Source organism: Rhizobium sp. AC27/96, assembly GCF_001692325.1.
Lineage (GTDB): Bacteria > Pseudomonadota > Alphaproteobacteria > Rhizobiales > Rhizobiaceae > Rhizobium.
The window spans coordinates 96,441-122,500 of sequence record NZ_LXKN01000012.1 but is presented as its reverse complement, the minus strand read 5'-3'; the positions used below and the strand labels follow the sequence as shown (position 1 = coordinate 122,500).

Here is a 26,060-nt window from a genome sequence, read left to right as displayed (position 1 = left end):
CGTTGCGGATCTTCGCCAAGTTACGGAAGGCGCCTATCTCAATATCCGCCTCAGACGAGCTTCGATCTGTGCCGCGCCCTGTTCCGGTGTGCTGACGCCTGCAAGCACCGCGTTTACGGTCGTGCGAATCGTGTCACTGACCTCGTTGTAGCGTGGCGTTACCGGCCTGGCTTTCGCGGTTTCGACGACCGGCAGAGCATTGGCGAACCATGGTGCCGCCTTGGTGACATCCGCATCCTTGTAGAGATTGGCATAAGTCGGAAGCAGCGCACCGTTGACGGCCATGAACTTCGACACCTCGGAGCTCGATAGGAACTCAACCAGCTTCTTCGCCTCATCCTGATGCGTGGAATAGGCGGAAACGCCGAACTCCCACCCACCGAGGCACGTTGCCGGTTCGCCGCTGGTCATGGACGGAAGAGGGGAGACATCGACCTTGTCGACAACTGCGGAATCCTTGCCCTGGAAGCTCGACCAGCCATAAGACCAGTTGATCGCAAAGACGACGTTGCCGGCCTGAAACTCCTTGCGAGTATCGTCGGTTGCCACCTCAGAAATATTCTTCTTGGCGACGCCGTCATCGACGAACCTCTTCCACAACGCGAGCGACTTGACAGCGGCATCTCGATCGAAGGTCAGCTTGCCGTTTTCGACAAGCGTCTTGCCCTGGCTCCAGTAGGGTAACAGGAAGGTGCAGACCGCACCCTCGATCGCCTTGCCCTGAAACGAGAGGCCCTGCAGGTCAGGGCGCCCTTCACCCTCGGTGATCTTCTTGGCGGCGACCGTCAGCTCGTCCCAGGTCTTCGGCGGCTTGATACCGTATTTGTCGAGCAGATCCTTGCGGTAGTAGAGGAACATCGCGTCGGCGAAGGCGGGGACGGCGACGACCTTGCCGTTGACTGTGTTGGCCTCAGTGTAGGTTGGCAGGAACTTCGACATGTCCTTGCCGGAGAAATCGCTCGTCCACCCGGCGGCGGCATATTGCGCCGGACGGATGACGTCGAGCATCAGCACGTCGAGGTTGGTATCCTTGGCCGACATAACAGTATTCAGGTACTGCGCCTGCGCTTCCGATGTATTGCCGCCAGCCTCAATCGTCACCTTCACGCCCGGCGTCTTCGATTCGTACTGGTCGAAGACCTTGCGCCAAACCTCTGGCTGATGCTGGCTGGAGACGAAGATTTTCAACTCCGTGTCGGCATAGGCTGGAACGGTCGAGCCCAGAATGCTGGCGCATAGCGCCAAGCCCACAAGCGGCCTGCTGATCATAGTTTCCTCCCGGTGAATAGAAGCGCGAACCTCAAGCTTTCGCCGCGCAAAGAGCTTCAGGCGAGCGCACGTTGCGTGGCGGCATCGAACAGATGAACTTTGGACGGATCGACGCCGATTTTGATCTCCTCCCCAGCATGGGCGCGCATATCAGGCGGCATGCGGGCGGTCAGCACCTCATCGCCGAGCCTAAAATGTACCAGCGTGTCGGAGCCAAGCGGCTCGACGACCTGGACCTTGACGGTCAGTTGCACCTCGGATGCGGCCGCAGCCGTGAAATGCTCCGGCCGGATGCCGACGATCATTTCCTGCCCCTCCACCGCCGCCATTTTGCCCGACCGCAGTGCGGTCAAGGGAAGCGAATTTCCATCGGCAAAGGTAAGGCGATCGCCTTTCAGTTTTGCCTTGGAAAAATTCATGGCCGGCGAGCCGACGAAGCCACCGACAAACACGTTGTTCGGCTGGTTGTAGACCTCATCCGGCGTCCCGACCTGCTCGATATCTCCCCCACGAAGAATGACGATCCGGTCGGCCAGCGTCATGGCCTCCACTTGATCGTGGGTGACATAGATGATGGTGGTGCCGATCTGCTGGTGCAGACGCTTGATCTCGGTGCGAACCTGTCCGCGAAGCTTGGCGTCGAGGTTCGACAGCGGCTCATCGAAAAGAAAAACCTGCGGCCGGCGCACGATCGCGCGGCCCATGGCGACACGCTGACGCTGACCGCCAGACAACTGCCCGGGACGCCTGCCCAGCAGATGAGAAATTCCGAGGATCTCGGCCGCCTCGTTCACGCGCTTGTTGGAATCGGCAATGCTGGTGCCGCGAACCTTCAGGCTGAAGCCCATGTTCTCGCGTACCGTCTTGTGCGGGTAGAGCGCGTAGTCCTGAAACACCATGGCGATGTCGCGTTCTCGCGGTGGGAGCTTGTTGACGACCCGGTCGCCGATGCAGATTTCTCCGCCCGAGATCGTCTCAAGCCCGGCTACCATGCGCAACGTCGTCGATTTGCCGCAACCGGACGGGCCGACGAAAACAACGAACTCACCGTCCGCGATCTCCAAGTCGATATCCTTGACGATGCGAAGCGCGCCATAACTCTTGTGAAGCTTCCTCAGACTTACCGACGCCATGCGTTTCCTCCTGAAACCTCGACCAATATCAAACCAAGGCGGCCTCTTGGCTGTGATCATACCGATGGCGAAAATGAAATCAATAGTGTATCAATTTTATTTGCGTCGATTTACCTTTAATCTAAGTCTTTGAAATTATATTAGTTTTCTATTTGCTCAAAAATTGACATCTATCGAACTTTGTCACCGTAACCTGTTCCGCTCAGCGAAGCCTGCTCACGTAACGCGCCATTGTGTGATCATACCACGTATGGGACAGTTCGGCGGTCACGCCATCCTGCGCCTGGCTTAAGCGCAGAACGTGCGGTACCAAAGTGCCGGGTTTCTGGCCGAACGCATCCGGCGCCCAGCCCGGCACAACACCCAGCCCGATCTGGTCCTCGGCACGAGCGATCCACAGGCCAAGTCGGGTTCTGTAATAGAGATAAAGCGACTCGGACAATTCGTCCGCGGTGACCGCCTCCACGTAGGATCCATCCAGCCAGATTTCCTCCACCGCCACGACCTTGCCGGACAGACGTCGCAGGCGACGGATGCGATGACCTTCGTTCGACGCGCCAAAGACCGGAAAATGCTCCGGCTTTTCCAAGCGGTGAACGTCCAGCACCTCCGCTGTCGGCAGGCCGCCGCCGCCGATAAGCTCCAGTCGGAACATGGCGTAGACGCTCTTCGGGTCGCTGATTGCCTTGATGTAGTTGCCCGAACCTTGAACGCGTTCGAGAAGGCCTCTGCTTTGCAACTCCGCGAGCGTCTTGCGGAGCGTTCCGACGGCGATGCCGAGTTCGACAGCCATTTCGCGCTCGGGGGCAAGCTTCTCTCCGTCGATCAGCCTGCCCGCAGCGATATCACGCACAAGAAGCTCAGCGATCTGGAGATACATGGGCAGGCTACCGCGGGCATTCTTCATTTCCAGGCCATCCTTCGTAACGGGATAAAAATTGATACACCATTGATTTACTAGAAACCTGATGATATTCAAGGGTCCATTCGGACGCTGAGGAGAATTTTTATGACCGTTGTGCCAATAACATCAGGCGATCTCGATGCCGCCGAAGTATCATGGTTTTCCGCGTTATGCTCCGATGACTACGCTTACCTTGGCGTGCCCGACGACAATTTGCGTTCTAGCTGGGCGCACTGCTCGTCGATCGTCAGGAAAACCGAAGAGCTCGGCTTCCGCAACATCCTTTGCCCGTCCTCCTATCAGGTCGGACAAGATACGCTAAGCTTCGTCGCCGGATGCGCGCCGATTACCGAAAGAATCAACTTTCTGGCCGCGATCCGCTGCGGTGAGATGCAGCCGATCATGTTGGCGCGGACCATCGCCACACTCGATCACATGCTGAAGGGCCGCTTGACGCTGAACATCATCAGCTCAGATTTTCCGGGCGAGGTCGCCGACGGTGCCTACCGCTATCGGCGTAGCCACGAAGTCGTGGAAATCCTGCGTCAGGTATGGACCCGCGATACGATCGACCACGAAGGAGAAATCTACCGGTTCAAAGGCGTTTCCACCGAGCCGGCGAAACCCTATCAGCAGAATGGCGGCCCGCTGCTCTATTTCGGCGGCTATTCGCCGGATGCGCTGGAGCTCTGCGGCGCCCAGTGTGATGTCTATCTGATGTGGCCGGAGATCCAGGAGCAGCTCGCAGAGCGCATGCGTGCAGTCCACGCCCGCGCAGAAGCTCACGGGCGTACTCTCGACTATGGTCTGCGAATCCATATGATCGTGCGTGATAGCGAAGCCGAAGCCCGCGAATACGCCGAACACCTCGTCTCCAGGCTCGATGACGAATACGGCCAGCTCATCCGCAACCGCGCCCATGACAGCGGATCGCTTGGTGTCTCGCACCAGGCGCGGGCACGTGAACTCGCCGACAAGTTCGGTTATGTCGAGCCAAATTTGTGGACCGGCGTTGGCCGTGCGCGTTCGGGCTGTGGCGCCGCATTGGTCGGCTCCACTGATCAGGTACTGACCGCGCTCGAAAACTACCGGAAAATGGGTATCCGCGCCTTCATTCTCTCCGGCTATCCGCATATTGATGAGGCCGAACATTTCGGCACGAAGGTTCTGTCCCAGATGAAAACCTGCTCGCTTCCCGAAGTACGCGGCAGGGTTCCCGCCGATACTCCTGCGACACCGCTTGGAAATGGAAAGCGCCACTGATGAAACGCATTGCATTAAACACAGATGTATCCTTAAGCCGCCTCGTCTACGGAATGTGGCGCATCGGCGACGACGCTGACACGTCGCCAGCGCATGTGCAGGCGAAAATCGAGGCATGTCTTGCGCAGGGCATCACGAGCATTGATCAGGCCGATATCTATGGCGGCTATACAGCTGAAGCCATTCTTGGTGCCGCGCTTCGTGTCTCTCCCGGCCTGCGTGACAAGCTCGAGATCGTCACCAAATGCGGTATCGTGGCGCCGGCTGGCCGGCACGCGGATGCCCGCGTCAAGCACTACGACACCAGCGCCGCTCACATAAACGCCTCGGTCGAGGCGTCGCTGCGCGACATGGCGACCGATTACATAGATCTCCTGCTGATCCACAGACCGAATCCCTTCATGGACGCGGGCGAAACCGGTGCCGTCCTGGATGCGTTGGTTAAATCGGGCAAGGTCAGGGCGGTCGGTGTCTCGAATTTCCGCCCGTGGGACTTCAAGCTGCTGCAATCGTCTATGAGCACGCCTCTGGCAACCAATCAGATCGAACTCAGCCTCTCGGCTACAGATGCCTTTACCAATGGTGATCTCGCCTTTCTTCAGGAAGGCAAGCGCGCGATCATGGCTTGGTCACCACTTGGCGGTGGCTCTCTCCTCACACGGGACGGGCCGTTGGCCGTTGCTCTATCTCGCATCGCTAACGAACAGGGCGTCGATATCGCTGCGGTTGCCGTCGCCTGGCTTCTGGCGCACCCAACGGCGATCCTGCCGGTGCTGGGAACCAACAATCTGCAGAGGATTGCCGCGATCTCCGACGCGGAAAAGGTCTCGCTAGATCGCGAGACCTGGTTCGAACTTTATTCTCTTGCCATTGGACTTGAGGTGCCGTGATGACAATTGTCGAAATCGCAAACTCCTTCGAGGAGCATGTGTTCACACCGGACGCGGAGACCACGCTTAGCTTCCGCACCGCGCTCGGAACATTCCCCACCGGCGTGACCGTCGTGACGGCCAACGCCGATACCGGCCCGATCGGCATGACGGTCAACAGCTTCGCATCCGTATCTCTCGACCCACCACTGGTACTCTGGTCACCCGCCAAGAGCTCGTCGCGCCACGCCCTCTTCACCTCGGCCGGACACTTCACCATTCATGTATTGAGCGCCGAGCAGACAATGCTCAGCAGCCGCTTCACCCGTGGCGGTCAGGGCTTCACCGATCTCGGCTGGGAGCACAATATCGAAGGTGCACCCGTCATTCCCGGTACTCTCGCCCGGTTTGAATGCGAACAACAATCTGTCTACGATGCTGGCGATCATTCCCTGATCATCGGCCGTGTGCTGAGGGTCGCACTGCGCGACGGCGAGCCGCTGTGCTTTGCACGCGGCGGGTTTGGCCGCTTCCAGCGCCATAGCTGAAAGGCCAAATCATCACGGTCCTTGAACATCAGCGGATGACCGGTAAATGCAAGAGGATTTTCAGGCACGATACCCTGCGCATTGTCGGCTACAGACATTAGGGGTGAAACCCAATCAAATGGTTGATGTAATTAAGTTCCCATGATTCACTCTCCTGATAGCGGGAGTTTTGGACTATGGCGGGAGAATTCTGGCTTGATGATCGGCAATGGGCGGTGGTCGCGCCTTTGCTTCCAACGAACCAACCGGACGCCCATCGAACCGATGACCGCCGGGTGATTAGCGGCATCATCCATGTACTGCGAACCGGTTGCCGGTGGCAGGATTGTCCCGCTTGCTACGGCCCCTCGACCACCGTCTACAATCGCTTCCATCGTTGGTCTGCCAAAGGCATATGGCGGCGGCTGTTTGAAGCTCTGGTGCAAACGACCGATCGGGACATTCACATGATCGACAGCACCACCGCAAGGGCGCCCCGATCCGCCTCTAGCGGAAATGGGGGGCAGATGCGCAAGCAATCGGCCGCTCAAGAGGCGGAAGATCGACAAAAATCCATGCTGTTGTCAATCGTTGCGGCCGTCCAATCGCGCTGAGAATAACGCCTGAACAGCGCGGTGACGCTCCCGTCGCCATCCCGCTGCTCGAACCACTGCCGCCGAGCCGCCTTTGCGCTGCGGATACGGCTTAAGATAGCGACACTTTACGTGACTTCCTCAAAGTACGTGGCACTGAACCGGTCATTCCCAACAATCCGACCCGTAAGCGCATCAGGCCTTTCGACCCGACCGCCTACCGCCGACGCAACATCATTGAACGTACCTTTTGCCGCCTCAAGGACTGGCGGCGGGTCGCCACACGATATGACAAGCTCGTGCTGAACTTTACAGCAACTTGCTACATCGCAGCCATCGTTACCTGGTGGATCAATTGAGGCTCGATCCTGGAACTGGCTCGCCGTGGGCGATAACCAAGATATCTCGATATCGTTCAAAGTATATTTGCCCGGAGTTTGGGATGTTTGGTGCAAAGGGGGCAAGTGAGGCAGGATGAAGAGATACACCGCAGCGCCGCAAGATCGCGGCTGCTTGCCGTTTTCTGCTAGCGGCTGAGCGAGATCGGAAAGACAATACAGGGCGTATTGAACGGCTCGATCCAAGGTGAGCCACAACGCAAACCATATCGGTCTGCCTTATCGTGCGCAGCGGCAACCTCTGTGGTAGGACAAAAACTCAGTGAGAGGCACCAGCAAGGCGTCTAGGCGAAGATATTCATTTTTGAATAGATGATAGTAAAATTTAGTCAATTTTGTATGCTTATCATCAATGTTATCACTCCGACATAACAGTTGGAGATTGGGTTATGACAGGTTTCGTCACTGGACTACCTAAAATGCTTCTTCGCCTAGAGGGGCTTGGGGTACTTGGCGCCGCTACGGCCTGGTACGCTACGCTGGATGCCAATTGGTGGCTGTTTGCCACCCTGATCCTGGCCCCCGACCTGTCAATGGTCGGCTACCTCGCTGGTAAGAAAGTAGGTGCCGCGCTTTACAACGCAGCCCACTGGTACATCCCACCGCTCGCTTTGATAGTTTGGGGAATTACTGGACATACACCCTTGGCTTTGGCCCTTGGATTGGTATGGGCTGCCCACATTGGCCTAGACAGAGCGCTCGGCTACGGGCTTAAATATGCAGAAGGATTCGGCGCGACACACTTGGAGTCAATTCGGCGCTAAGGAGCAATACGTCTTCACAGAACCGGTTGCGAGCACGATCGTAATAGGTCCACGTGGCGTGAATCGCCGCAGGCGCCACCATCCTGGTTGCTTCTCGACGCGATCTTGGCCATGACGTGGGGCCTCCGGCAGTTGATAGTGAAGCGGTCGCGGGTTCGAATCCTCTCGACGTCCTTGCTGTGGATTCGGTCGGCAGTAATGTTCGATGCGTGCGATTGCACCTAGAGATTGGCGAGTTCCGCGTCGATACGGTCCATCAACTCGTCAGGCAGCGGTCCTTTCTGCAGCGCCCCGACGTTCTCTTCCACCTGCGCAACGGTTCGGAATCCGGGTATCGGCAATGTGCGGCTGGAGCGTGCCCAGAGCCAGGCAAGGGCGCCTTGCGTTAGCGTACGACCATCCGCAGTCAGCAGGCTACGCACAGCATCCAGCCGCGCTGCAAATTCCGGCGCGATTTTGCCATCCTTGAAATAGACCATCCAATCAAGGCTCGCACCGCGGACGTCTTTGGCACCCACCTGCTTTTCGGCTGTGAACTTGCCGCTGAGAAGTCCCATGGCGAGCGGACCGCGATTGATGGAGATGAGGCGGTTCTTTTCGATCACATCGATCATCTCTGGCACTGCCTCGAAGACATTCATGGTGTGCTGGACGGAAACGAAACCCTCCCGCGCCGCATGGCGGGATGCGCGATCGGGATAGTCGGTGCTCCAACCGAAAGCATCGATCTTGCCTTCAGTTCTCAGGGCTTCAAGTGTTTCGAAGACCTCGTCGGATGCCTCCGGTGGAAAATCATTCAGATGAAACTGGAGCAGATCCAGTCGCTCGCGCCTCAGTCGCTGCAGCGAGGTCTCGGCAGAGCGGCGAATAAAGGTGGGATCGGCAAAGGCACCCGTTGCCTGCTTGCTTTGCTCATCGGTTGCGAAACCGAACTTCGTCGCTATGACAATATCGTCACGATTGCCGATAGCTTTCCCGACGATCTTCTCAGAGTGACCCGCCCCATAATTCGAAGCCGTATCGAAGAAGCGGATACCGAGATCGGCGGCACGATGAATGGCACGGATCGACTCACCGTCGTCGACCTCTCCCCAGCCCAGTGGCACATCGCCCGCGTAGAACGGTCCGCCAATTGCCCAGCAGCCCATGCCAAGTCGCGGAATCTCACGGCCGTTCCATAGATCGATCGTTGTGACCTTACCAGGCTTCCTCACTGGAATATCCTCCTCTGTCGTCCATTGCTGACAATCAATAGGGGATGATCGAGATCGGCGCATACCGCAAATTTTGCCGCATGTTTTTCATCGATGAAAAGCTGCGGCTGTCATCGCAGAATGGCAGGGCCGCATTGATCTCGATCTCGCCGGAAGCGGGACAGAAAAGCCTCAGCAATCCACCGTAGAAGCGGGTGTATCGCTTGGTTTTGGATTACGACCGAAGTGACTGGAAGTTCTGAACCGGAGGCAATCAGCTACATTGACCTCAGACGAAAGGGCGCGCAAAAAGAGCCACAATCCAGGATGAAATTCGTTCTGGGACTACAATCAGCATATGGAAGTTAAGCAAGATGAAATTGATGTTCGCTCCTGAGTTGACGGTTTGTGGAATAGAAGAACTGCCGGCGCAAAGTTCGCGCCAGGTGACCCATGTGCTTTCGATCATCGATCCCGACCGCGCCGAGCTTACCGCTTTCGCGGCCTACGGTAGTCACTTGCGCACGACGCTTCGCTTTCACGATATTATCAGCCCCATACCGGGTCAAATCATGCCCACACCCCAGCATGTCGAAGCGATCCTGGATTTCGGACGCGTCTTCCATGACCGGCAGGATCAGAATGCTCCGAGCCACATACTCGTCCATTGCCATATGGGAGTGTCCCGTTCGACAGCAGCGATGATGACCCTGATGGCACAGGCCAATCCAGACGCTTCCGCCGAAGCACTGTTCGAGCGTCTCGCCACGATCCGGCCGCAGGCATGGCCGAACTCCCAAATGATTGCCTTCGCTGACGAGCAACTCGGTCGCGAAGGCGCGCTTGTCAAAGAATTGGCGCGCCACTACGGACGACAGCTCAAAAGCAAGCCAGAATTTAGGGACTGGATGGTCTCACTTGGCCGCGAGGCCGAGATCGAGATGGCTATTTTATAAGCGGTTAGCCGAGACTCTGCAGGCGGCGCCAAAAAGCGTCGAGATGTGCATCAGTGAGGTCCCTGATTGAATGATATGCCAAAATATCCGCACGGGCCGGGGCTTTAATCCATTCAGGAGCACTTGGCTTGTCTCGGCAAATTATGTTGCCGGGACGAGTCTTTGAATGCCCGCAAGTCGTTGCCGACATTTGTGTTATGCTGCCCAAGGTGGAGCAGCGACGGCCTGAGTTGATGACATGGTTTTGGCACCTATGTGCTCGTTCGCAGAAAAATGCTTTGAGGGTGTACCTCACAAAATCGGTCATGAGCTGCCACGGAACTATCATCCAGCAGCCATTGGAACCGCAGCGGTTTTGAATAGGCCAAGTGCTACGGCGTGGGTGATTGCTCGCCCGGATCGAACCCGGATGTAAGCGAAATGCACATGGACCGGACCAGGTTTCTCGTCGCAATGGGCATGTGGTCGTGACGATAGTCCCGACCATCATCGCGGTTATCCTCATTGCAGCGGTGATGTTGCCGCTGTTTCTGTTGCTCGTATTTGCGGCGGCGGATGCACTGGGTTTTTCGTTCGCCGGTCGCGTCCTTGGTCTGGCCGTCCACGCGATGATAATCGAGCTTGCCATAGGTAGCGTGGTGAACGTGGTTGGCGGCTTCGCGATGGTAGCCTTGGCGATCTGGGGAAGCTTGCATTTTCCGGAAGTGGCACACCGGCTCCTGTCGCTGATCCTAATTCCCGTTGGTCTGTGGCGTGTATGGCGTGGCGTGGTGATCTGGATTTCGAGTGATCGTACGCAGCCATCGTCCGATCCGGCGAAAAAGCGGCCGAGGCACTCAGACCGCTCAGGGTCGCAGGGCCGAGAAGATCACTTGAACTGATAAAGCTGGCGTCCTGAACGGTGCGCAGCGCTTTTGGGGAGGGTTCATCGCTGAGATGGTGCTAAGTGAACTGGGTGTGCTCCAGAACATTTGCCAGCCGCTCCGTCGCCATATCCGCTTCCGCAGCCGTCAGCCCGGAGAAACCCAATAGTAGCCGCGGTTCCGGCGAGGCGGAGACATGCATGGGCGATACCGGAATGACGACGACACCACCCTTCAGCGCAGCTTCGGCCAGTGCCTGGTCGTCGGTCCATGTGCCGGTGCTGCTGACCGTGAAATGAATGCCCTGTTCAGGTACCGGGGCGATCAGGTGGGCGCGGAGCCGTTCGTGCAACAGAACGGCGAGATTGTTGCGCGCGGCTCGGTGGCTTTCGCGCAGGCGGCGCAAATGGGCGGGAAAATAGCCCTCGTTGAGGAAATCGGCGACGACGAGCTGGTGGAGTGGTGCCGGGAAGCGGTCGATGATCGGACGTACCGCGCGGAAGGCAGCAACGAGATCGTCGGGGACGATCATATAACCGACGCGGAAGCCAGGCAGCAGTGCCTTGCTGAAGGTGCCGGCGTAGATGACCCGCCGCGTCGCATCAAGGCCCTGCAGCGACGCGATCGGGTGGCCGTCATAGCGGAATTCGCTGTCGTAGTCGTCTTCGATGATCCAACTGCCATGGGCTTCTGCGAATGCAAGCAGTTCCAGCCGGCGCGCCAGCGGAAGGGCCGAACCGGAGGGATATTGATGCGACGGCGTGACGTAGATCGCCGCCGGCGGCGGCCCGTCATGGAGAGACAGCCGCTCGGTGATCAGCCCGTTGCCATCGACAGGCAGGCCGGTGATCTCGGCGCCGTTCAAAAGGAAGGCAAGCCGCGCCGGCGGATAGCAGGGGTCCTCGATCATCACGCTTTCGCCCGGCGAGACGAGCACTCGAATGGCGAAATCCAGCGCCTGCTGGGTGCCCGAGGTGATGAAGATCTGGCCGGGATGGCAGCGTGCACCGCGCGAGGCGGTAAGATAGGCGGACACGGCCTGGCGCAGCGCAAGCTCGCCCTGCGGATCGCGGTAGCCGTCACTGGCATAATCGATATGGCGATGGGCGAGCCGCTTCAGGAGCCCCGCGGTGCGCTCGTCATGGATCACACGGCCGGTGGCAAAGGCGACCTGGGCCGGTGGCGAAAGGTCCGTGCGCATCGCCAGCTGCGCCGCCGCGGAAATGCCGCGCCGCGTGCTGGTGTCGGCCGCCTCGCGCTTGCCGTCGCTTCCGATTGGCATCGGCGGCAGGCCGGAGGCGACATAGGTGCCGGAGCCATGCCGTCCCCTCGCGTAGCCTTCGGCGATCAGCATCTCATAGGCCTCGGCGATCAGCCCACGCGAGAGCGACCATTCAACCGATGCCGTTCGGGTGGAGGGCAGCCGATGGTCTGGGTGCAGCGTTCCCGTGACGATGCCGTCGCGCAGCTGCAGATAGAGCTGACGCACCGCGGGAACGGGCAAGGACGCATTGATCTCGGGCAGGAAGCCAGCCGCCGCACTTTCGCGGCGGAGGGTCCTGGCGCTGGCCTGGCGGGGTGAAGTCTGGCGGGGCGAAGTGGTCTGCATCATGGACTTAAAGTGGCTCTGGATATCAGTTCCATTATCCATTTTTATCAGGCCACTTTCAACCGTTGTCTGGAAATGCCCATGCGCCAGTCTGCTGCACCCTACCTTTTCACCGGCACCATGCTTGCAGCGGCAGGCTATGGCGCTACCTTCCTGTTCTCGGCCTATTACCGTGCCCATGGCGGCAGCGATGTCGATACCGGGCTGACGCTCGGCGCCGCCATGGCGGGAACCTTTACCGGCGTGCCGCTGGTTGGTTGGCTTTCGGGGCGGATCGATGCGGCGCGCATGAGCGCCGGTGCCAGTGCCGCCGTGGCGCTGGGCTTCCTGCTGCTTGCCTTTGCCGGAGGCCTCGGGCTCGGCCTGCCGCTCGTCTCGGGCTTCCTGATTGGGCTCGGCTGGGGAATGTTCTATATCGGCGCGCCGATGGCACTTTCAGAGCGCGTCACCGATGCCGATCGTGGCTTCTGGTTCACCCGCTTCGGCGCATTCCAGATGGCGGGTATCGGCGGCGGTCCTGTCATTCTCAATCTTGTGCTGACGCAGATGCGGCTCTCGGTCGAGACCACCTTCATGCTGGTTGGCGCGGCGTGCCTTGCTGCTTCCGTCTTGCTCTGGATCTTCGGTTCGATGGCGCCGGGCGCGCCGCGCACGGCCGCCCTGCGCCCCTGGGTGCGCGATATCGGCGTGATTGCGCGCAGCGCTTCGATCCGACCGATCCTGATGGTAGCGCTCGGCGCCTGCGTCTTCTCCGGCTTGCTGACCTTCCAGTCCTCGCTGGTCGAGGGCACAACCGCCACGGCCGCGACCTTTTTTGTTGTCTACGCCGTTACCGTCGTTGCCACCCGGCTCGTGCTTGCCCGCTTCCTGGCAACGTTGCCACAGACGCAGCTTACCTGCGCTCTCCTGACCTCGATGAGCCTTGGAGTCGTCGCCATGTTCGGTGTCGGCATCCATCCGGCCTTTCAGATCCTCTCGGCGATCCTGACCGGCATCGGCTACGGTCTTGTCTATACGGTCATCCAGACCTGGGCCGTCAACAACACCGCACCTCGCTACCGCCATGCGGTGCTGACCTGGTTCGTGATGTCCTATTTCGTCGGCATCTTCGGCTTTCCCGCCGTGGGCGGCTGGGTGCTCGTCCACCTCGGCCGCGATGTCTTTCTCTCCATCATGCTCGCCGCAGCGCTGGCCGAACTTGCCATCGCGGCAAGCATCGGCGGAAGATTCAATGCGGGCAAAAGCGAAATAAGACGTGCTCGTTCTTGAGGACTTCCTTTGCGATTGCTCCGGAGACATCGAAAGCGACCGGATCGAGGGTTCGAATTCTATCAGGAGCCAGCAATCTATGTTGCATCGACGAGGGTGGCTGGTGACCTTTTTTGTCGGAGATCGGTGCGAGGTAGATCAATCGTCCTCTGAGGCTATGACAGTTCCAATGCCGATACTGCTCACGCCCCCTTATGGAAGCGGACGAAGGCAAAGCGCCTGCTGTCGGGTGCCCAGCAGGGGACGTTGATCGTACCCTGTCCGCCAAAGAGCTTGAGCAACGTTCTTGTTGTCCCACCTTCCGCAGGCATGAGACGCAATTCCACATCATGGTCGCGTGGGTGACCTTTGACGCCGTGTTCATAGGCGACATAGAGGATATGGCGTCCATCGGGCGAGGGGTGGGGAAACCAGTTGACCCGTTCGTCATTGGTCATTTTCTGCGCGTTACTGCCGTCGGGCCTGATGCGCCATAGGGCGACCTCACCGTTCTTTTCGCCGTTGAACCAGATCCATTGGCCATCGGGTGTGAAATCCGGGCCATCGCAATGGTCAAAAGTTGAGGTGACCTGCGTTTCGCCGTCGCCGGTGATGGGGCAGGTATAGACCTGATAGGTGCCGCTGCGGTTGGCGACATAGGCAATCGTCTTGCCGTCCGGCGACCAGCCGTGCCAGTAGGACGGCACTTTTTCGGTAATGCGCTGCGGTGTGCCGCCACTGAAGGGCAATGAGTAGATGGCACTTGAACCCTGCTCTGTGGAATCGCTGATGACGATCAAGGTTCCATCCGGCGAGATGCCGTGATCATTGTTGATGTCCTTGGCAAAGCCTGTGTCGATCGCGATCATCTCCGGCTTGGATGGATCGACCCGAAATAGCCGGCCGTTGCCATTGATGACGAGCCATTTGCCGTCCGGCGTCCAGTTCGGGGCCTCGATCAGCTCCGGTGTCGTCAGGACGGTGCTCACCGTGCCGGTTTCCAGCTCGTAGATTGCCAGTTCGCTTGTCATCGGAAATCCTTCATCATGGTCGTGTTTCAACGGAAGAAATCGGCATCCTCGGGTGCCAGATAGCGGCTCGCTTTGTCGGGGATCAGGCTGACGCCCATGCCCGGCCTGTCCCAGACCTGGATATGTCCATCCTGAACAAGGGGATGTGGTAGGCCCTCGACGATCTCGTACCACCAGTCGGGATCGCCAACCGGATATTCAAAGGCAATGAAGTTGTGCGGCAGGGTCGCCGACATCTGAACCAGCGCGGCAAGACCGAGCAGGCCATTGGCGGTGCCATGCGGCGCCATCAACACGCCATGCAGATCCGCATGCTCGGCAACCCATTTGAGTTCCGCGATCCCACCGATATCGCCGGGATCGGGGCCGACGATGTTGACGCATTTGCCTTCGATCAATGGCTTGAAGTTCTGACGCAGATAGATCTGTTCGCCGGTGTGGATCGGCGTTGTCGTCGATGTCGTCAGGTCTCGATAGATATCCGGATTGACGAAGGGCGAGTAATCGCCGGTCAATAGATCCTCGAGCCAGACGAGATTGAAAGGTTCGACGGCGCGGGCAAAGCGAATGGCATCGGGAAGAGTGAAGCCCGGACCGCAATCGAGCGCCAGCCCGATGCGATCCCCCGTCACCTCCTTCATGGCGGCGACGCATTCGACCAGATGCTTCAGGCCGCGCTCGGTCAGCATGCCGCGATCATGGGTGCCATGGACCTTCCCGGCTTCCGGGTCTCCATAGAAGAAGTCCGGAATAGTGCGGGCCATCGGACTATGGAAGCCGATCGGCTGCTTGATAATGGTAAAGCCTTCCGCGCGCTCCACCATCGCCTTCGTGTTGGCTGCATAGTCTTCCGGATCATAGCCCGCGAGCGGAAGGCGCACCGCGCCATTATAGACGCGAACCCGGTCGCGGACCTTGCCACCAAGCAGCTTGTAGACCGGTAGGCCTGCCGCTTTGCCGGCGATATCCCACAATGCCATTTCGATCGTGCTGACGGCCGCACCCCAGGGCTTGAACCCGCCGCGCTGGCGAATCTTCATCATGGTGCGCTCGACGTCGGTTGGGTCGCAGCCGATCAGATTGTCGCGAAAACTCAGTATGTGCGGCTTGAGAAACGATTTCCAGGTTTCCGCCTGCGCATACCCGTCCACACCCTCATCGGTGATGATCCGTAAAACGGGACTGCGTCCGATAACGGCGCACTTGATGTCGACGATCTTCATGGCCGCTACAATCCAAGATCGTGGAGATAATCGATCGAGCGGCGCGCGAAGCGCTGCCAATCGGAGGGATTATCGTGTTCGGTGACGATATGGTCGGCAGCCGTCTTGCGAAACAGCGGCACAAGCGCCTTCCAGTCGATGATGCCGTCACCCGTCGCCGTCCAGCCATCGTCCTCGACCGTTCCGAGCGGTGCCGTATCCTTTACCTGGATGCAGGCGATGCGATCGGCATAATGCTGAAGCTCCAGGGCAGCGTCTGCGCCGGCGCGGGTGATCCATCCACAATCGATCTCGAAGAGAACGGCGTCGCTTTCCCCAAGAATATGATCGATCGGCCGGGAGCCGTCCGGTAAGCGGACATATTCAAAATCGTGATTGTGCCAAACGACCCTGAGACCGCGTGGCGCAGCTTTGTCGGCCCCTACGGCGAGTTTTCTGCCGATCCCTTTCCAGAAATCACTCGTTTCTTGTCTTTCTTCCTTCGGAACGAAAGGCGGTATCAGGTGGGTGGCGCCAAGTATCTCCGCGATGTCGAGATAGCGATCCGGCTCGTTCACGAGACCGGCCAGCGGCATATGGAAGCCGAAGCAGCCAAGGCCCGCATCATCAAGCTGCTGGCGAAAGAGCGCTGGATCGACCTCATAGGCGGGAAGCCAGGGTTCTATCGCGTCATAGCCCATGCCTTTCAGGATCGGTAGCTGCGCGACAAGTGGCGGAAAATTGCGCGACGAATAGAGTTGGTAGGCAATTTTGTAGTTCATCGGATGCGGCTTTCATTGACGACCGGACGCGAAATTTTTCAGAGGTTGTTTTCGCTTACGGTTGCGGCTCCTTGTCGGTGTCGAATTCGAGCAGTTCAATCAAAGCGCCGAGCTGCGGCATCGTATCGTAATAGGCGTATCGGCCATGACCGCCGTGGAATTCACCACGTTGCAGAAGCTTGTGCCCCTGCGCTTCGAGAAAGGCATTTTTCTTTGTCAGGTTGCGGGTCTTGAACGCGATATGGTGGCAACCGGGGCCCTTGGCCTCCAGCAGATCGCGCCAGGCGCTTTTCTCCGGTCCGGGCTGCAGGAATTCGAAGTCGATATTGCCAAATTCAAACATGATGATGCGGCAGCCAACCTTGGCCGGCATGCCGTTGTAGATGGCCTGTGCCTCTTCGGGATCTGCCGCCTTGCCTTCCGGCGGAACCGGCTTTCCGGTGAGTTCGGAAAACCACTTTGCGGATTTCTGCACATCGTCTGTTACGAAGCAGATCTGAAAGACCCGATCTTCATCGAGGACTGTGGTGTTCATGGATAATGCCTTTCGGTCCTGGGGGAATTGCGCGACCCGATTTTCGGGTCGCGGATCGGCAGTCATGGGAAGGCTACTGCACGATCGTGTCATAACCGGATTGAAGCTGCTTGATGGCATCGTCGACGGACATGGAAGGATCGCTCCAGAAATTGAACGCGACCTCCCAGGTCGCGGCCAGCCAATCGGCATCGGTCATCGAATGCGGGTTCTGGACCTGCTTGTCCGGATCCTTCAACATCGTCAGGACCTCCTGGGAGCAACCGTCGAGCTTCGAGGCGTCGACATCGTTGCGAATGGGCGTCGATCCTTTCGCGGCCGCAAAGGCGGTATTGACGGCGGGGTCAACGATTGTTGCCGCAAAATCGAGTTCGGCCTTGTCCTTGGCCGCGGATTGCTTGCCGAGAATGCCCCAGGAATCGACGCTCACCGCATAGGCCTTGGCACCGGGGATCGGGATGCAGCCGAAATCCTGATTGGCGTGCTTGCCCGCGGCCACCCATTCGCCCTTCATCCAGTCGCCGTGGATCTGCATCAATGCCTTCCCGGTGATCACCGTATTGGTGGTCATGTTCCAGTCGCGATTGACCGAACCGGGATCGGCTGCCTGCTGGAACTTGCGAAGCCATGTGAAGACATCGCGCATGGCGGGCGAATCCAGCGCCGCACGATCCGGCTTTTCGCCGTAGACCTTCATGTAAACATCCTGGCCTCCAAGCGTGGCGACCAGCGCATGCATAAGATAGCCGACCTGCCATTGCTGCGCACCAAGCGCCAGAGGAACAAAGCCGGCCTCCTTGATCTTCGGAAAATCGGCAAACATGGCATCCAGCGAATTCCATTTGGTCGGATCGACACCGGCCTTTTTGGCGACATCCATGTTGTAATAGACCATTCCGTCCATCTGGATGCCGAGGGGGATTTTCATCATTTCACCGTCGACCGTGATCGATTTCTTGACGGCAGCAGGGAAATGATCGGCGGCGCCACTCGTGGTGAAAAGCTCCGTCAGCGGATGACCGAGACCCATTTTGGTCAGGTCGCGATAGACGCCGGGACTGTTCTCGACAAAGACGTTCGGCGGGTTGCCGCCGGTCACGAGATTGAGAAGATTGACGTTCGAGCCTGTGTCGTGCGGAATGCTGATATCGATCCAGTTGATACCCTTGGCCGCCGCTGCCTTTTTGAGAACATTCAGCGCGGCCACCTCAGCCGGCGAAGACCAGTCCTGATAGATCACGAGATCTTCGGCGGAGGCGGATGCCATCGCAACGGTGGCCAGCAATCCGACCCCGATGCCTAACTTCAGCGTCTTGAACATGTTTTTCCTCCCAATGAAAAATGACAAGGCCGTTACATGCGCTGCCCGGTCTTGGCGTCGAAAAGATTGATCTTGGCTTTTGGATAGCGGATAGAGACCATCTGCCCGGCTTTCATTCCCGCCGCGCGATCGGGTTCTGCCCGCACGGCCAGCAACCCGCCGGCAAAATTCAACGACAGGATGGCATCGGAGCCGGTTCGCTCGACAGCGCGTACCGGCACTTCGATTGCAAGAGCGCTGTCGTCCGCGCTCTCTTCGGGTCTTGCAAAATGCTCGGGCCGCAAGCCGACGACCGCCTTCGACCCTGCTTGCGGCGTCTTCGCGAATGGATAGCTCGACAGAGCGATGGTTTCGCCGGTCGAAAACCTGCCGATCACGCGGCCTTCTTCATGTCCGATATCCACCTCGAACAGGTTCATCGCCGGCGAGCCGATGAAGCCGGCCACGAAAAGATTGGCCGGGTTTTCATAGACATCGTCGGGTGAGCCGAATTGCTGGATTTCGCCACCGTTCATGATGGCGATCTTCGTCGCCATGGTCATGGCTTCGATCTGGTCGTGCGTCACATAAACGACGGTCGGGTTGAGTGCCTCGTGCAGCTTCTTGATTTCCATGCGCATCTCGGTGCGTAGCTTGGCATCGAGATTGGAGAGTGGTTCATCGAAGAGCAGGACGCCTGCATGCTTCACGAGCGCCCGGCCGATTGCGACGCGCTGCCGTTGGCCGCCGGACAGCTGCGCAGGCTTGCGATCCATCAATGCTCCGAGCTGCAGCATATCGGCCGCCCAAGCGATGCGCTTTTCGGCCTCTTCCTTGGGAAGCCGGCTGGCGGAGAGGCCAAACTTCAGGTTTCCCCTAACCGTCTTTGTCGGATAGAGCGCATAGGACTGGAAGACCATAGCGAGGCCGCGATCCTTTGGATCGAGATCGGTGACATCGCGTGCGCCAATCATGATCTGGCCGCTGGACACGTCGTTCAAGCCGGCAAGCAGATTGAGGAGCGTGGTCTTGCCGCAGCCGGAAGGGCCGAGCAAGACGAGGAAATCACCGTCCTCGATCGAAAGATTCAAATCGTCGAGCACGGTGAGCTCGCCGTATTTCTTGACGATATGTTCAAACGAGACGCTGGGCATGCAGTCCTCCGTTGATCCGTCCGGTCAGCCTTTGATGGCGCCTGCTGAGATGCCCTGGACGAAGAATTTTCCGAGTACGAAATAGATGAAGAGGGGTGGAATGGCGGTCAGGAGCGCCGCCGCCATATTGGAATTGTACGAGGCCGTCCCGGTCGTCACCGTCACCATGTTGGCAAGATTGACCGTCATGGGCGCGGCTCCCAGGCCGCCAAAGGTGACGCCGATCAGATAGTCGTTCCAGATGCTGGTGATCTGCATGATCAGCACGACGATCATGATATTGCCGGACATCGGCAGGATGATTTCGGTAAAGATCCGCCAGAAGGAACCGCTGTCCATGATGGCGGCCTTGATGAGATCGGCGGGTATATCCTTGTAGTAGTTCCGGAAGATGAGCGTCAGCACCGGCATGGCAAGAATGGTGTGAATGAAGGCCACCGCCCATATCGAACCATAGATGCCAAGATTAACCGTGATGATGATCAGCGGGTACATGATGATCTGAAACGGCACGAAAGCGCAGAGAAAAAGCACAAAGAGAAATGTTCCCGCCCAGCGGACGTTCCACATGGCCAGCGCATAGCCAGTCACCGACGATATGGCGATGGAAGCGATCAGTGAGGGGATGAGGATTTCCACGGAATTCATGAAACCCGCCTTGAGGCCTGTGCAAGTCAGGCCCGAGCAGGCGTCGTTCCAGGCGTAATCCCAAGGCTGGAGTGTCCAGACATGCGGCAACGAGAAGATGGCGCCTTCGCGTATTTGATCCATGGTCTTGAAGGACGTCACGATCAGCACATAGAGCGGCACGCAGAAGAACAACGCTGCCATGCTGAGAAAGACGAGAACCGCGATGGACCGCGCCTTTATTCGCCTCTTGCGCCTTGGATAGATGATATTTGCCTCAGGCTTCGCGGCGACGCGAAGCGCGGGCTTGGCCGAGGACGCATGCAGTTGCAGGGGATTTACGTTGCTCACGCGAGACCTCCTTTGCCGGCGCGGCGCTGCTGCCAGACGACGAGAAGAACGAGCGGCAGAAAGACAAGCACAGTGATGGCAAGCATGAGGGAGGCGGCGGCCGAGGCGTAGCCGAGATTGTTCTTGTTCGTCAAAGCGTTGATGGTGAAATAGGCCGGCATCCACGTCGACTGGCCAGGCCCGCCATTGGTCATTGCGACGATGATGTCGTAGGCCTTGATGACACCGAGCGAGAGCAGGATGGCGCAAGTCAGGAAAGTGAACTTCATCATCGGAATGATGATTTCGAGATAGACCTTCCACAGGCTTGCCCCGTCAAGTCGCGCAGCGCTCCATATTTCCGTGTTGATTCCCTTCAGGCCAGCGAGCATCAGCGCCATATAGAAGCCGGAGCTCTGCCAGATCGACGCCAGGATGATGGCGTAGATTGCGGTATCGCCGCTTGCCAGCCAGTTGAGGCTGACGCCTGTCAGGCCTATCTGATGCAGGAAGTTTTCCAGGCCGAGTTGAGGATTGAGAATCCAGCGCCAGGCGACGCCGGTGACGATCAACGAGATGGCGAGCGGGTAGAGAAACACGGTCCGGAAGGCGTCTTCACCGCGCCGCTCTCGCTCGATCATGGCCGCCAGGATGAATCCGAACACGATGGCAAGGGCGCTGCCGATCGCGAGAATGATCAGGTTGGAAAGCGAAATGTGCCAACCCATGTCGTGATAGAGCCGCTGATACTGGCGGAAGGGATTGGACCAATCGATCGCGTAATCCGGCAGACGTCGGCTTTGTGTGAACGAGATATAGATCGTCCAGAGGATCGAGCCGGCGAATGCGACGAGTGTGATGGCCGCGGCGGGAGCCAAGGCAAGCTGCGGCGATAGACGGCTCCATCGTAGCTTCATTCTGTCCTCCCTGATCCCGTCACCCTTCTGGTTGTAAGAAGGCCTCTTGCGTCGAAATCATATTAGCGTTAATACTGGCATGTGACGATGCATGCGTCAAGTCGGCAATTTGGCCGCTATTTATGTTTTGCGTCGCAAAATCGCTCTCGCAGACGCAAAATCGAGGGAAAATTGCATGAATGCAGGTGGATATGGCGTAGAGATTCCCAAAATCGGCTTCGGCACCTATGGTCGAGTTGGGGGAGCCGGAACAGCAGCAATCCTTGCTGCACTTGAAACTGGCTACCGGCACCTCGACACCGCGCAAACCTATGGTAGTGAAGCCTCCGTTGGCGAGGCGGTCCGGCGTAGCGGCCTCACACGCGATCAGGTCTTCATCACAACCAAGATTTCAAGCGAGAATCTTGCCGAAGGAAAGCTTATTCCCTCGCTCAGGCGCAGCCTGGGAGAGATTGGCGTCGATCAGGTGGATCTATGCCTGATTCATTGGCCGGCCCCGAATGGGCGGATACCGCTTGCGACGTACATGCACCAGATTGTCGAGGCGCAGGCACTCGGCCTGACCCGGCTGATCGGTGTTTCCAATTTCACCATTGCGCTCCTGAAGGAAGCCGAAGGGTTAATTGGCAGCGGTCGGATCGCCACCAATCAGATTGAACTCAACCCGCTGTTTACAAACCATAAAATCGCAGATTTCTGCATGGATATCGGTATTCTGGTCACTTGTTACCTGCCGATAGCGCATGGGCGCGTTTCCGGTCACCCTGTTCTCACGCCCATCGCCCGGCATCACAATGCGACGGAAGAGCAGATCGCCATCGCCTACGAGCTTGCCAAGGGTTATGCCGCAATCCCGACCTCCGGCCGGCCAGAGCGCATCCGTTCAAATTTCGCCGCAACCACACTGCGCCTCAGTCCGCAAGAGGTCGCGATGATAGACGGGATTACGCCGGGCACGCGCTCGATCGATCCGGATTGGGGACCGGATTGGGACTGATCAAAGGGGAGGAGATCGCCCGCTGAATTGAAGCTCTTTGAAATCAACAGGTTGTATTATCGTTATCATTGGCGCCTCTAGAGTTTTCTCGACGCCGGAATAGGAAGGAGAATCTAAAAAATGCGTGGAATTACCAGCATCGGTCACGTGGCAATCAAGGTGAAGGATCTCGACGCATCGCTCGATTTCTATCGCGAGCGTCTTCAGTTTCCCGAGATGTTGCGGCTCAAGAACGACGATGGCAGCACATGGCTTGTCTATCTGCGCATCACAGACGATCAGTATCTGGAGATATTTCCAGGAGCTGAGAACGATCGTGCCCCAGGCTGGAATGCCAACGGTGTCAATCACATGTGCTTCATCATCGAGGATCTCGACGGAACGGCCGAGCGTATCAAGGCCGCGGGCATCAAGTTGACGGCCGAGATCAAACAGGGGCTTGACGGCAATCGACAGGCATGGATTGAAGATCCGGACGGCAATCGGATCGAATTGATGGAAATGCATCCCGACTGCCTGCAATTCAAGGCTATTGATGAGCTGCGCAAGCAGCGGCAGTCGGCCTGATACAAAGCGGAGAAGATGATGGGAAAACCTGTAGCACGGCTGAAGGATGTGGCTGAGCGGACAGGTTTTTCCGTCAACACCGTTTCGCTTGCTTTGCGCGACAGCCCGCGGATTCCGCTGGAAACGCGAAGACTGATCAAGCAGATGGCCGAGCAGCTGAATTACCTGCCCAACGATGTTGCCCGCTCGCTTGTTGCCAAGGAAACCAAGTCGATCGGACTGATTTTGACCGATCTGGAAAACCCGGTGTTGACCCATGTCGCGCAAAGCATCGAACTGGCTCTTGCCCGCAATGGCTATACGACGTTGCTCGCCACCTCGAACAACAATATTGAGGAGGAGATGCGGATGATCGAGGTCTTCAGCACGCGCCGTGCCGATGGCATGCTGATCTTTCCCTGCAGCCACCGCCGCCTCGACCACATCAGGCAACTGCGCAGCCGAAACTATCCGGTCGTGCTTCTCGTCGGTGATCCCAATGCCGGCATTGATGCAGTCTCGATGGACGAGCAGAGCGGCGCCTACAAGGCTGTCAGCCATCTGATTGCCATTGGCCACAAGAAGATCGCGTTGATCGACGGCGCCGTCATTCTCGGCAACACGGAAAAGCAAAGCGGTTATGTGCAGGCGCATACCGAAGCAGGTCTCGCTGTCGATGCCGAGCTTTTCGTCGATCCCAAAGGGCACTCCGTCGAATATGGCTACTGGGCAATGGCGGATCTGATGCAACGTTCGGTCAAGCCGACCGCGGTTTTTGCCACAAATGATTCCCTGGCGCTCGGTGTGCTGCGCTATTGCAGCAAGCACGCGATTAAGGTGCCGAACGAGATGTCTATCATCGGGTTCGACAACATCGAATTCGGAGAGTTCGCCGTAACGCCGCTGTCGACGGTCGATTACGATGTCGAGCGCGTCTCGCAGCTGGCCGTGGCTCGCATCATCGAGCTGATTGCCGTCAGCGGAGATCTTCCCGAACCACGAGTTATTCAGGTCGAGCCAGACCTTCTGATCCGTGAGAGTTCATCGAGGCCCGTTGTTCCATCATTGATGAACGCGCTACCCCAAGCAGAATAATACTGCTCTGTCGAGCGTTGCCTTGCCTGTCGATACGTCGAATTTCTGGGCGTCGAGCTGGGAGCTGGCTGCGTCGTCGCCTACCACGGAACCGTCGGCCATCCGGGAGATCAGTGGCAGCTTAGCGACAATTACGACTATAGACGGCTGTTGCCATTCCAGATTGTAAGCTGTTGTTCCTGAGGGCTGGCCATAGCCTAAGGAAAGATCAACAATGCCGATGATCGAAGGATCACCGGCATCGTGACGCAATTGACAGAAGCTACTTCGGTATCCCTTCCGGCAATTGACCAATATGGTGGACGAGCCGGCGCGCGGCCTCTTGCTTCACCTCGCCAGATGTTCGAACAGCAGCGCCACAGCTTCGGCGCCAGGATCGACATGGCCTTCCAGCTGCTTGGCATTGATATAGGCGGCACGACCGGCCTTGGCCTTCACTATGGTGGCTGTGAGATCAGCTCCGGTGCGGGCTGCCAGCGCCGCCGGACGGATGCCCTGGCCCAGCGCGTCCAATGCCGGCGACAGCGCATCGACCATCGTGCGGTCTCCCAGGCGCGCGCCGCCGATCTCTTGCATGCGCACCAGCCCCGCCTTCAGGGCATCCGCCATCGGCAGGCCGCTCGAAGCCGCGTCGCCGGCAGCAGCGAAGAAGATCGCCAGGAGTACGCCGGACGAGCCGCCCATTGTCTGGCTCAACTCCTGGCCGATGGCGCGGTAAAGCTGGGTGTGATCAGAGAGAGGCAACCGATCGATCGCCTTGATCAGCGCCCGTGACGCGCCGGCCAGCGTCGATCCCGTGTCGCCATCACCGGATTTGGCATCGAGCGCATTCAGATCCTGTTCCGCGGCAATCAGGGTTTCGCAGCAATCGATAACGAACGCGCGCGTATGCTTGTGATCGGATGGAAGCGGCGAAATGGGCGTCAGCCCGTCGGGCAGCATATCGACGGCGATCGGCTTGACTATCGAAAGGCCCGGCCACGCCGCCATCGGCACCGGTGTGCCCAGCGCCTTAATATCGGCCTCCTCGGCGGGATAGACGGAAACGGAAAATCCATGCATGTCGAGCGAGGTCATCATGGCAGCAGGTCCGATCACATGAGTGATGCGCCGGCCGATTGACGAGGCAATGAGCTCGTGGGCCAGAAGCGACATTTCAAGGCTGGAGGTGCCGCCGAGATTGTTGATCAGCGCCACATGCGGCCTGTCTTCCATGGCGGCGGAAAGCTTGGCTGTCACGGCTTCCATCGCGGTCCTCGCATCGACGAAGCCTATCTGCTCGACGCCGGCTTCGCCGTGGATGCCAAGGCCCAATTCGACCATGCCGTCGGGAATGCGATCTTCCTTCGGCGATCCCGGCACTGTGCAGGTGTCGAGCGACATGCCGATGCTCTTCGTGCCGGCTATGACGCGGCGGGCCGCTGCTGTCACCGTATCGAGATCGGCGCCGCTTTCGGCAAGGGCGCCGGCGATCTTGTGGACCAGCAGCGTACCGGCAACGCCGCGGGCCTGCGGCAAGTCCGGCAGCGCCACGTCGTCGCCGACGATCACCATTGCGACGTTGAGCCCGAAGGCACGGGCCCGCTCGGCGGCAAGGCCGAAGTTCAGCCGGTCGCCGGTATAGTTTTTGACGATCAGCAGGCATCCGGCAGATCCGGTCACCGCAAGAATGCCCGCCAGTACCGCATCGACACTTGGCGAGGCGAAGACGTCGCCGCAGACGGCGGCCGTCAGCATCCCCTTGCCGACAAAGCCGGCATGGGCAGGCTCGTGACCGGAGCCACCGCCGGAAACCAGCGCTACTTTCGACCTATCCCAATCGCTGCGCAGGATAACCCGGATATGCGGATATCCGTCGAGCCGCTTCAGTGCGCCGCCGCTCAATGCCAGTAGGCCGTCGATGGCCTCCGTAACCACGTCTTCCCGCCTGTTGATGAACTGTGCCATGTGTGCTC

Annotated in this window: 24 protein-coding genes and 1 pseudogene; 11 read left to right on the top strand and 14 right to left on the bottom strand. The window is 58.5% G+C overall.

Going from position 1 to position 26,060, the window contains the following annotated elements:
* Positions 1–33: 33 nt before the first annotated feature.
* From A6U86_RS11590 to A6U86_RS11580, 3 genes are all read right to left on the bottom strand, one after another.
* Positions 34–1,269 carry an ABC transporter substrate-binding protein gene (locus A6U86_RS11590; protein ID WP_068390813.1) on the bottom strand — a complete coding sequence of 412 codons (1,236 nt, stop codon included), beginning with the start codon at positions 1,267–1,269 and terminating at the stop codon, positions 34–36.
* A 56-nt stretch (positions 1,270–1,325) separates the two neighbouring features.
* A complete protein-coding gene (locus tag A6U86_RS11585; RefSeq protein ID WP_068390810.1) occupies positions 1,326–2,402 on the bottom strand; it encodes an ABC transporter ATP-binding protein in 1,077 nt (358 codons plus the stop codon).
* 202 nt (positions 2,403–2,604) lie between these two features.
* The gene (locus A6U86_RS11580; protein WP_068390808.1) at positions 2,605–3,309 is read right to left on the bottom strand and encodes a GntR family transcriptional regulator; all 705 of its coding nucleotides are present in this window, start codon (positions 3,307–3,309) and stop codon (positions 2,605–2,607) included.
* Between the two features lie 102 nt (positions 3,310–3,411).
* Here A6U86_RS11580 and A6U86_RS11575 point away from each other — a divergent pair, with 102 nt between their 5' ends.
* The 5 genes and pseudogenes from A6U86_RS11575 (at position 3,412) to A6U86_RS11555 (ending at position 7,720) form a co-directional block, all read left to right on the top strand.
* Positions 3,412–4,569 carry an LLM class flavin-dependent oxidoreductase gene (locus A6U86_RS11575; protein ID WP_068390805.1) on the top strand — a complete coding sequence of 386 codons (1,158 nt, stop codon included), beginning with the start codon at positions 3,412–3,414 and terminating at the stop codon, positions 4,567–4,569.
* Entirely contained in the window at positions 4,569–5,459 is an 891-nt protein-coding gene (locus A6U86_RS11570; RefSeq protein WP_068390802.1) for an aldo/keto reductase family oxidoreductase, read from the top strand. The genes A6U86_RS11575 and A6U86_RS11570 overlap by 1 nt, the downstream gene beginning before the upstream one ends.
* Positions 5,459–5,986 carry a flavin reductase family protein gene (locus A6U86_RS11565; RefSeq protein ID WP_068390798.1) on the top strand — a complete coding sequence of 176 codons (528 nt, stop codon included), beginning with the start codon at positions 5,459–5,461 and terminating at the stop codon, positions 5,984–5,986. Before A6U86_RS11570 ends, A6U86_RS11565 begins: the two co-directional genes overlap by 1 nt.
* Positions 5,987–6,162: 176 nt before the next feature.
* A pseudogene (locus A6U86_RS34695) lies at positions 6,163–6,917 on the top strand (IS5 family transposase).
* A 428-nt stretch (positions 6,918–7,345) separates the two neighbouring features.
* Positions 7,346–7,720, top strand: coding sequence for a DUF4260 domain-containing protein (locus tag A6U86_RS11555; protein WP_068390794.1), 375 nt, complete (start codon positions 7,346–7,348; stop codon positions 7,718–7,720).
* Between the two features lie 221 nt (positions 7,721–7,941).
* Here A6U86_RS11555 and A6U86_RS11550 read toward each other — a convergent pair whose 3' ends face one another.
* Entirely contained in the window at positions 7,942–8,934 is a 993-nt protein-coding gene (locus A6U86_RS11550) for an aldo/keto reductase (RefSeq protein ID WP_068390792.1), read from the bottom strand.
* A gap of 353 nt (positions 8,935–9,287) precedes the next feature.
* On the opposite strand from A6U86_RS11550, the gene A6U86_RS11545 reads away from it, so the two are divergent.
* On the top strand, positions 9,288–9,869 hold the full coding sequence (locus tag A6U86_RS11545; RefSeq protein WP_068390790.1) for a tyrosine phosphatase family protein: 582 nt from the start codon (positions 9,288–9,290) through the stop codon (positions 9,867–9,869).
* A gap of 467 nt (positions 9,870–10,336) precedes the next feature.
* Complete coding sequence (locus A6U86_RS11540; RefSeq protein WP_141683684.1) at positions 10,337–10,750, top strand: hypothetical protein; 414 nt, start codon at positions 10,337–10,339, stop codon at positions 10,748–10,750.
* Positions 10,751–10,811: 61 nt separating this feature from the next.
* Here A6U86_RS11540 and A6U86_RS11535 read toward each other — a convergent pair whose 3' ends face one another.
* Positions 10,812–12,344 (bottom strand): PLP-dependent aminotransferase family protein, encoded by a 1,533-nt coding sequence (locus A6U86_RS11535; RefSeq protein WP_158008749.1) that lies wholly within the window; start codon positions 12,342–12,344, stop codon positions 10,812–10,814.
* 78 nt (positions 12,345–12,422) lie between these two features.
* Here A6U86_RS11535 and A6U86_RS11530 point away from each other — a divergent pair, with 78 nt between their 5' ends.
* The gene (locus A6U86_RS11530) at positions 12,423–13,610 is read left to right on the top strand and encodes an MFS transporter (RefSeq protein ID WP_068390775.1); all 1,188 of its coding nucleotides are present in this window, start codon (positions 12,423–12,425) and stop codon (positions 13,608–13,610) included.
* 182 nt (positions 13,611–13,792) lie between these two features.
* Here the strand turns inward: A6U86_RS11530 and A6U86_RS11525 are convergent, their stop codons facing one another.
* The 8 genes from A6U86_RS11525 to A6U86_RS11490 form a co-directional block, all read right to left on the bottom strand.
* Positions 13,793–14,620: a TolB family protein gene (locus A6U86_RS11525; RefSeq protein WP_068390773.1), complete on the bottom strand. Its 828-nt coding sequence runs from the start codon at positions 14,618–14,620 to the stop codon at positions 13,793–13,795.
* A 26-nt stretch (positions 14,621–14,646) separates the two neighbouring features.
* Complete coding sequence (locus tag A6U86_RS11520) at positions 14,647–15,843, bottom strand: mandelate racemase/muconate lactonizing enzyme family protein (RefSeq protein ID WP_068390771.1); 1,197 nt, start codon at positions 15,841–15,843, stop codon at positions 14,647–14,649.
* Positions 15,844–15,848: 5 nt separating this feature from the next.
* Positions 15,849–16,604, bottom strand: a complete 756-nt coding sequence (locus tag A6U86_RS11515; RefSeq protein WP_068390770.1) for a sugar phosphate isomerase/epimerase — start codon at positions 16,602–16,604, stop codon at positions 15,849–15,851.
* Between the two features lie 55 nt (positions 16,605–16,659).
* Complete coding sequence (locus A6U86_RS11510; RefSeq protein WP_068390769.1) at positions 16,660–17,139, bottom strand: VOC family protein; 480 nt, start codon at positions 17,137–17,139, stop codon at positions 16,660–16,662.
* Positions 17,140–17,212: 73 nt separating this feature from the next.
* Entirely contained in the window at positions 17,213–18,460 is a 1,248-nt protein-coding gene (locus A6U86_RS11505; RefSeq protein ID WP_068390767.1) for an ABC transporter substrate-binding protein, read from the bottom strand.
* A gap of 32 nt (positions 18,461–18,492) precedes the next feature.
* Complete coding sequence (locus A6U86_RS11500) at positions 18,493–19,593, bottom strand: ABC transporter ATP-binding protein (protein ID WP_068390764.1); 1,101 nt, start codon at positions 19,591–19,593, stop codon at positions 18,493–18,495.
* A 24-nt stretch (positions 19,594–19,617) separates the two neighbouring features.
* Positions 19,618–20,571, bottom strand: a complete 954-nt coding sequence (locus A6U86_RS11495) for a carbohydrate ABC transporter permease (RefSeq protein ID WP_083196794.1) — start codon at positions 20,569–20,571, stop codon at positions 19,618–19,620.
* Positions 20,568–21,467 carry a carbohydrate ABC transporter permease gene (locus tag A6U86_RS11490; protein WP_068390762.1) on the bottom strand — a complete coding sequence of 300 codons (900 nt, stop codon included), beginning with the start codon at positions 21,465–21,467 and terminating at the stop codon, positions 20,568–20,570. The genes A6U86_RS11495 and A6U86_RS11490 overlap by 4 nt, the downstream gene beginning before the upstream one ends.
* Before the next feature lie 91 nt (positions 21,468–21,558).
* On the opposite strand from A6U86_RS11490, the gene A6U86_RS11485 reads away from it, so the two are divergent.
* The 3 genes from A6U86_RS11485 (at position 21,559) to A6U86_RS11475 (ending at position 24,105) form a co-directional block, all read left to right on the top strand.
* Entirely contained in the window at positions 21,559–22,464 is a 906-nt protein-coding gene (locus A6U86_RS11485; RefSeq protein WP_244509883.1) for an aldo/keto reductase, read from the top strand.
* A 120-nt stretch (positions 22,465–22,584) separates the two neighbouring features.
* Complete coding sequence (locus tag A6U86_RS11480; protein ID WP_068390760.1) at positions 22,585–23,031, top strand: VOC family protein; 447 nt, start codon at positions 22,585–22,587, stop codon at positions 23,029–23,031.
* 18 nt (positions 23,032–23,049) lie between these two features.
* Positions 23,050–24,105 carry a LacI family DNA-binding transcriptional regulator gene (locus A6U86_RS11475; RefSeq protein ID WP_068390758.1) on the top strand — a complete coding sequence of 352 codons (1,056 nt, stop codon included), beginning with the start codon at positions 23,050–23,052 and terminating at the stop codon, positions 24,103–24,105.
* 327 nt (positions 24,106–24,432) lie between these two features.
* Here A6U86_RS11475 and A6U86_RS11470 read toward each other — a convergent pair whose 3' ends face one another.
* Entirely contained in the window at positions 24,433–26,052 is a 1,620-nt protein-coding gene (locus A6U86_RS11470; protein ID WP_068390756.1) for a dihydroxyacetone kinase subunit DhaK, read from the bottom strand.
* Positions 26,053–26,060 lie beyond the last annotated feature (8 nt).

Coding starts and splice junctions, on each gene's coding strand:
- A6U86_RS11590 (WP_068390813.1), bottom strand. CDS start 1,269: ATGATCAGCAGGCCGCTTGTGGGCTTGGCGCTATGCGCCAGCATTCTG.
- A6U86_RS11585 (WP_068390810.1), bottom strand. CDS start 2,402: ATGGCGTCGGTAAGTCTGAGGAAGCTTCACAAGAGTTATGGCGCGCTT.
- A6U86_RS11580 (WP_068390808.1), bottom strand. CDS start 3,309: ATGAAGAATGCCCGCGGTAGCCTGCCCATGTATCTCCAGATCGCTGAG.
- A6U86_RS11575 (WP_068390805.1), top strand. CDS start 3,412: ATGACCGTTGTGCCAATAACATCAGGCGATCTCGATGCCGCCGAAGTA.
- A6U86_RS11570 (WP_068390802.1), top strand. CDS start 4,569: ATGAAACGCATTGCATTAAACACAGATGTATCCTTAAGCCGCCTCGTC.
- A6U86_RS11565 (WP_068390798.1), top strand. CDS start 5,459: ATGACAATTGTCGAAATCGCAAACTCCTTCGAGGAGCATGTGTTCACA.
- A6U86_RS11555 (WP_068390794.1), top strand. CDS start 7,346: ATGACAGGTTTCGTCACTGGACTACCTAAAATGCTTCTTCGCCTAGAG.
- A6U86_RS11545 (WP_068390790.1), top strand. CDS start 9,288: ATGAAATTGATGTTCGCTCCTGAGTTGACGGTTTGTGGAATAGAAGAA.
- A6U86_RS11535 (WP_158008749.1), bottom strand. CDS start 12,344: ATGATGCAGACCACTTCGCCCCGCCAGACTTCACCCCGCCAGGCCAGC.
- A6U86_RS11530 (WP_068390775.1), top strand. CDS start 12,423: ATGCGCCAGTCTGCTGCACCCTACCTTTTCACCGGCACCATGCTTGCA.
- A6U86_RS11525 (WP_068390773.1), bottom strand. CDS start 14,620: ATGACAAGCGAACTGGCAATCTACGAGCTGGAAACCGGCACGGTGAGC.
- A6U86_RS11520 (WP_068390771.1), bottom strand. CDS start 15,843: ATGAAGATCGTCGACATCAAGTGCGCCGTTATCGGACGCAGTCCCGTT.
- A6U86_RS11515 (WP_068390770.1), bottom strand. CDS start 16,604: ATGAACTACAAAATTGCCTACCAACTCTATTCGTCGCGCAATTTTCCG.
- A6U86_RS11510 (WP_068390769.1), bottom strand. CDS start 17,139: ATGAACACCACAGTCCTCGATGAAGATCGGGTCTTTCAGATCTGCTTC.
- A6U86_RS11505 (WP_068390767.1), bottom strand. CDS start 18,460: ATGTTCAAGACGCTGAAGTTAGGCATCGGGGTCGGATTGCTGGCCACC.
- A6U86_RS11500 (WP_068390764.1), bottom strand. CDS start 19,593: ATGCCCAGCGTCTCGTTTGAACATATCGTCAAGAAATACGGCGAGCTC.
- A6U86_RS11490 (WP_068390762.1), bottom strand. CDS start 21,467: ATGAAGCTACGATGGAGCCGTCTATCGCCGCAGCTTGCCTTGGCTCCC.
- A6U86_RS11485 (WP_244509883.1), top strand. CDS start 21,559: ATGCGTCAAGTCGGCAATTTGGCCGCTATTTATGTTTTGCGTCGCAAA.
- A6U86_RS11480 (WP_068390760.1), top strand. CDS start 22,585: ATGCGTGGAATTACCAGCATCGGTCACGTGGCAATCAAGGTGAAGGAT.
- A6U86_RS11475 (WP_068390758.1), top strand. CDS start 23,050: ATGGGAAAACCTGTAGCACGGCTGAAGGATGTGGCTGAGCGGACAGGT.
- A6U86_RS11470 (WP_068390756.1), bottom strand. CDS start 26,052: ATGGCACAGTTCATCAACAGGCGGGAAGACGTGGTTACGGAGGCCATC.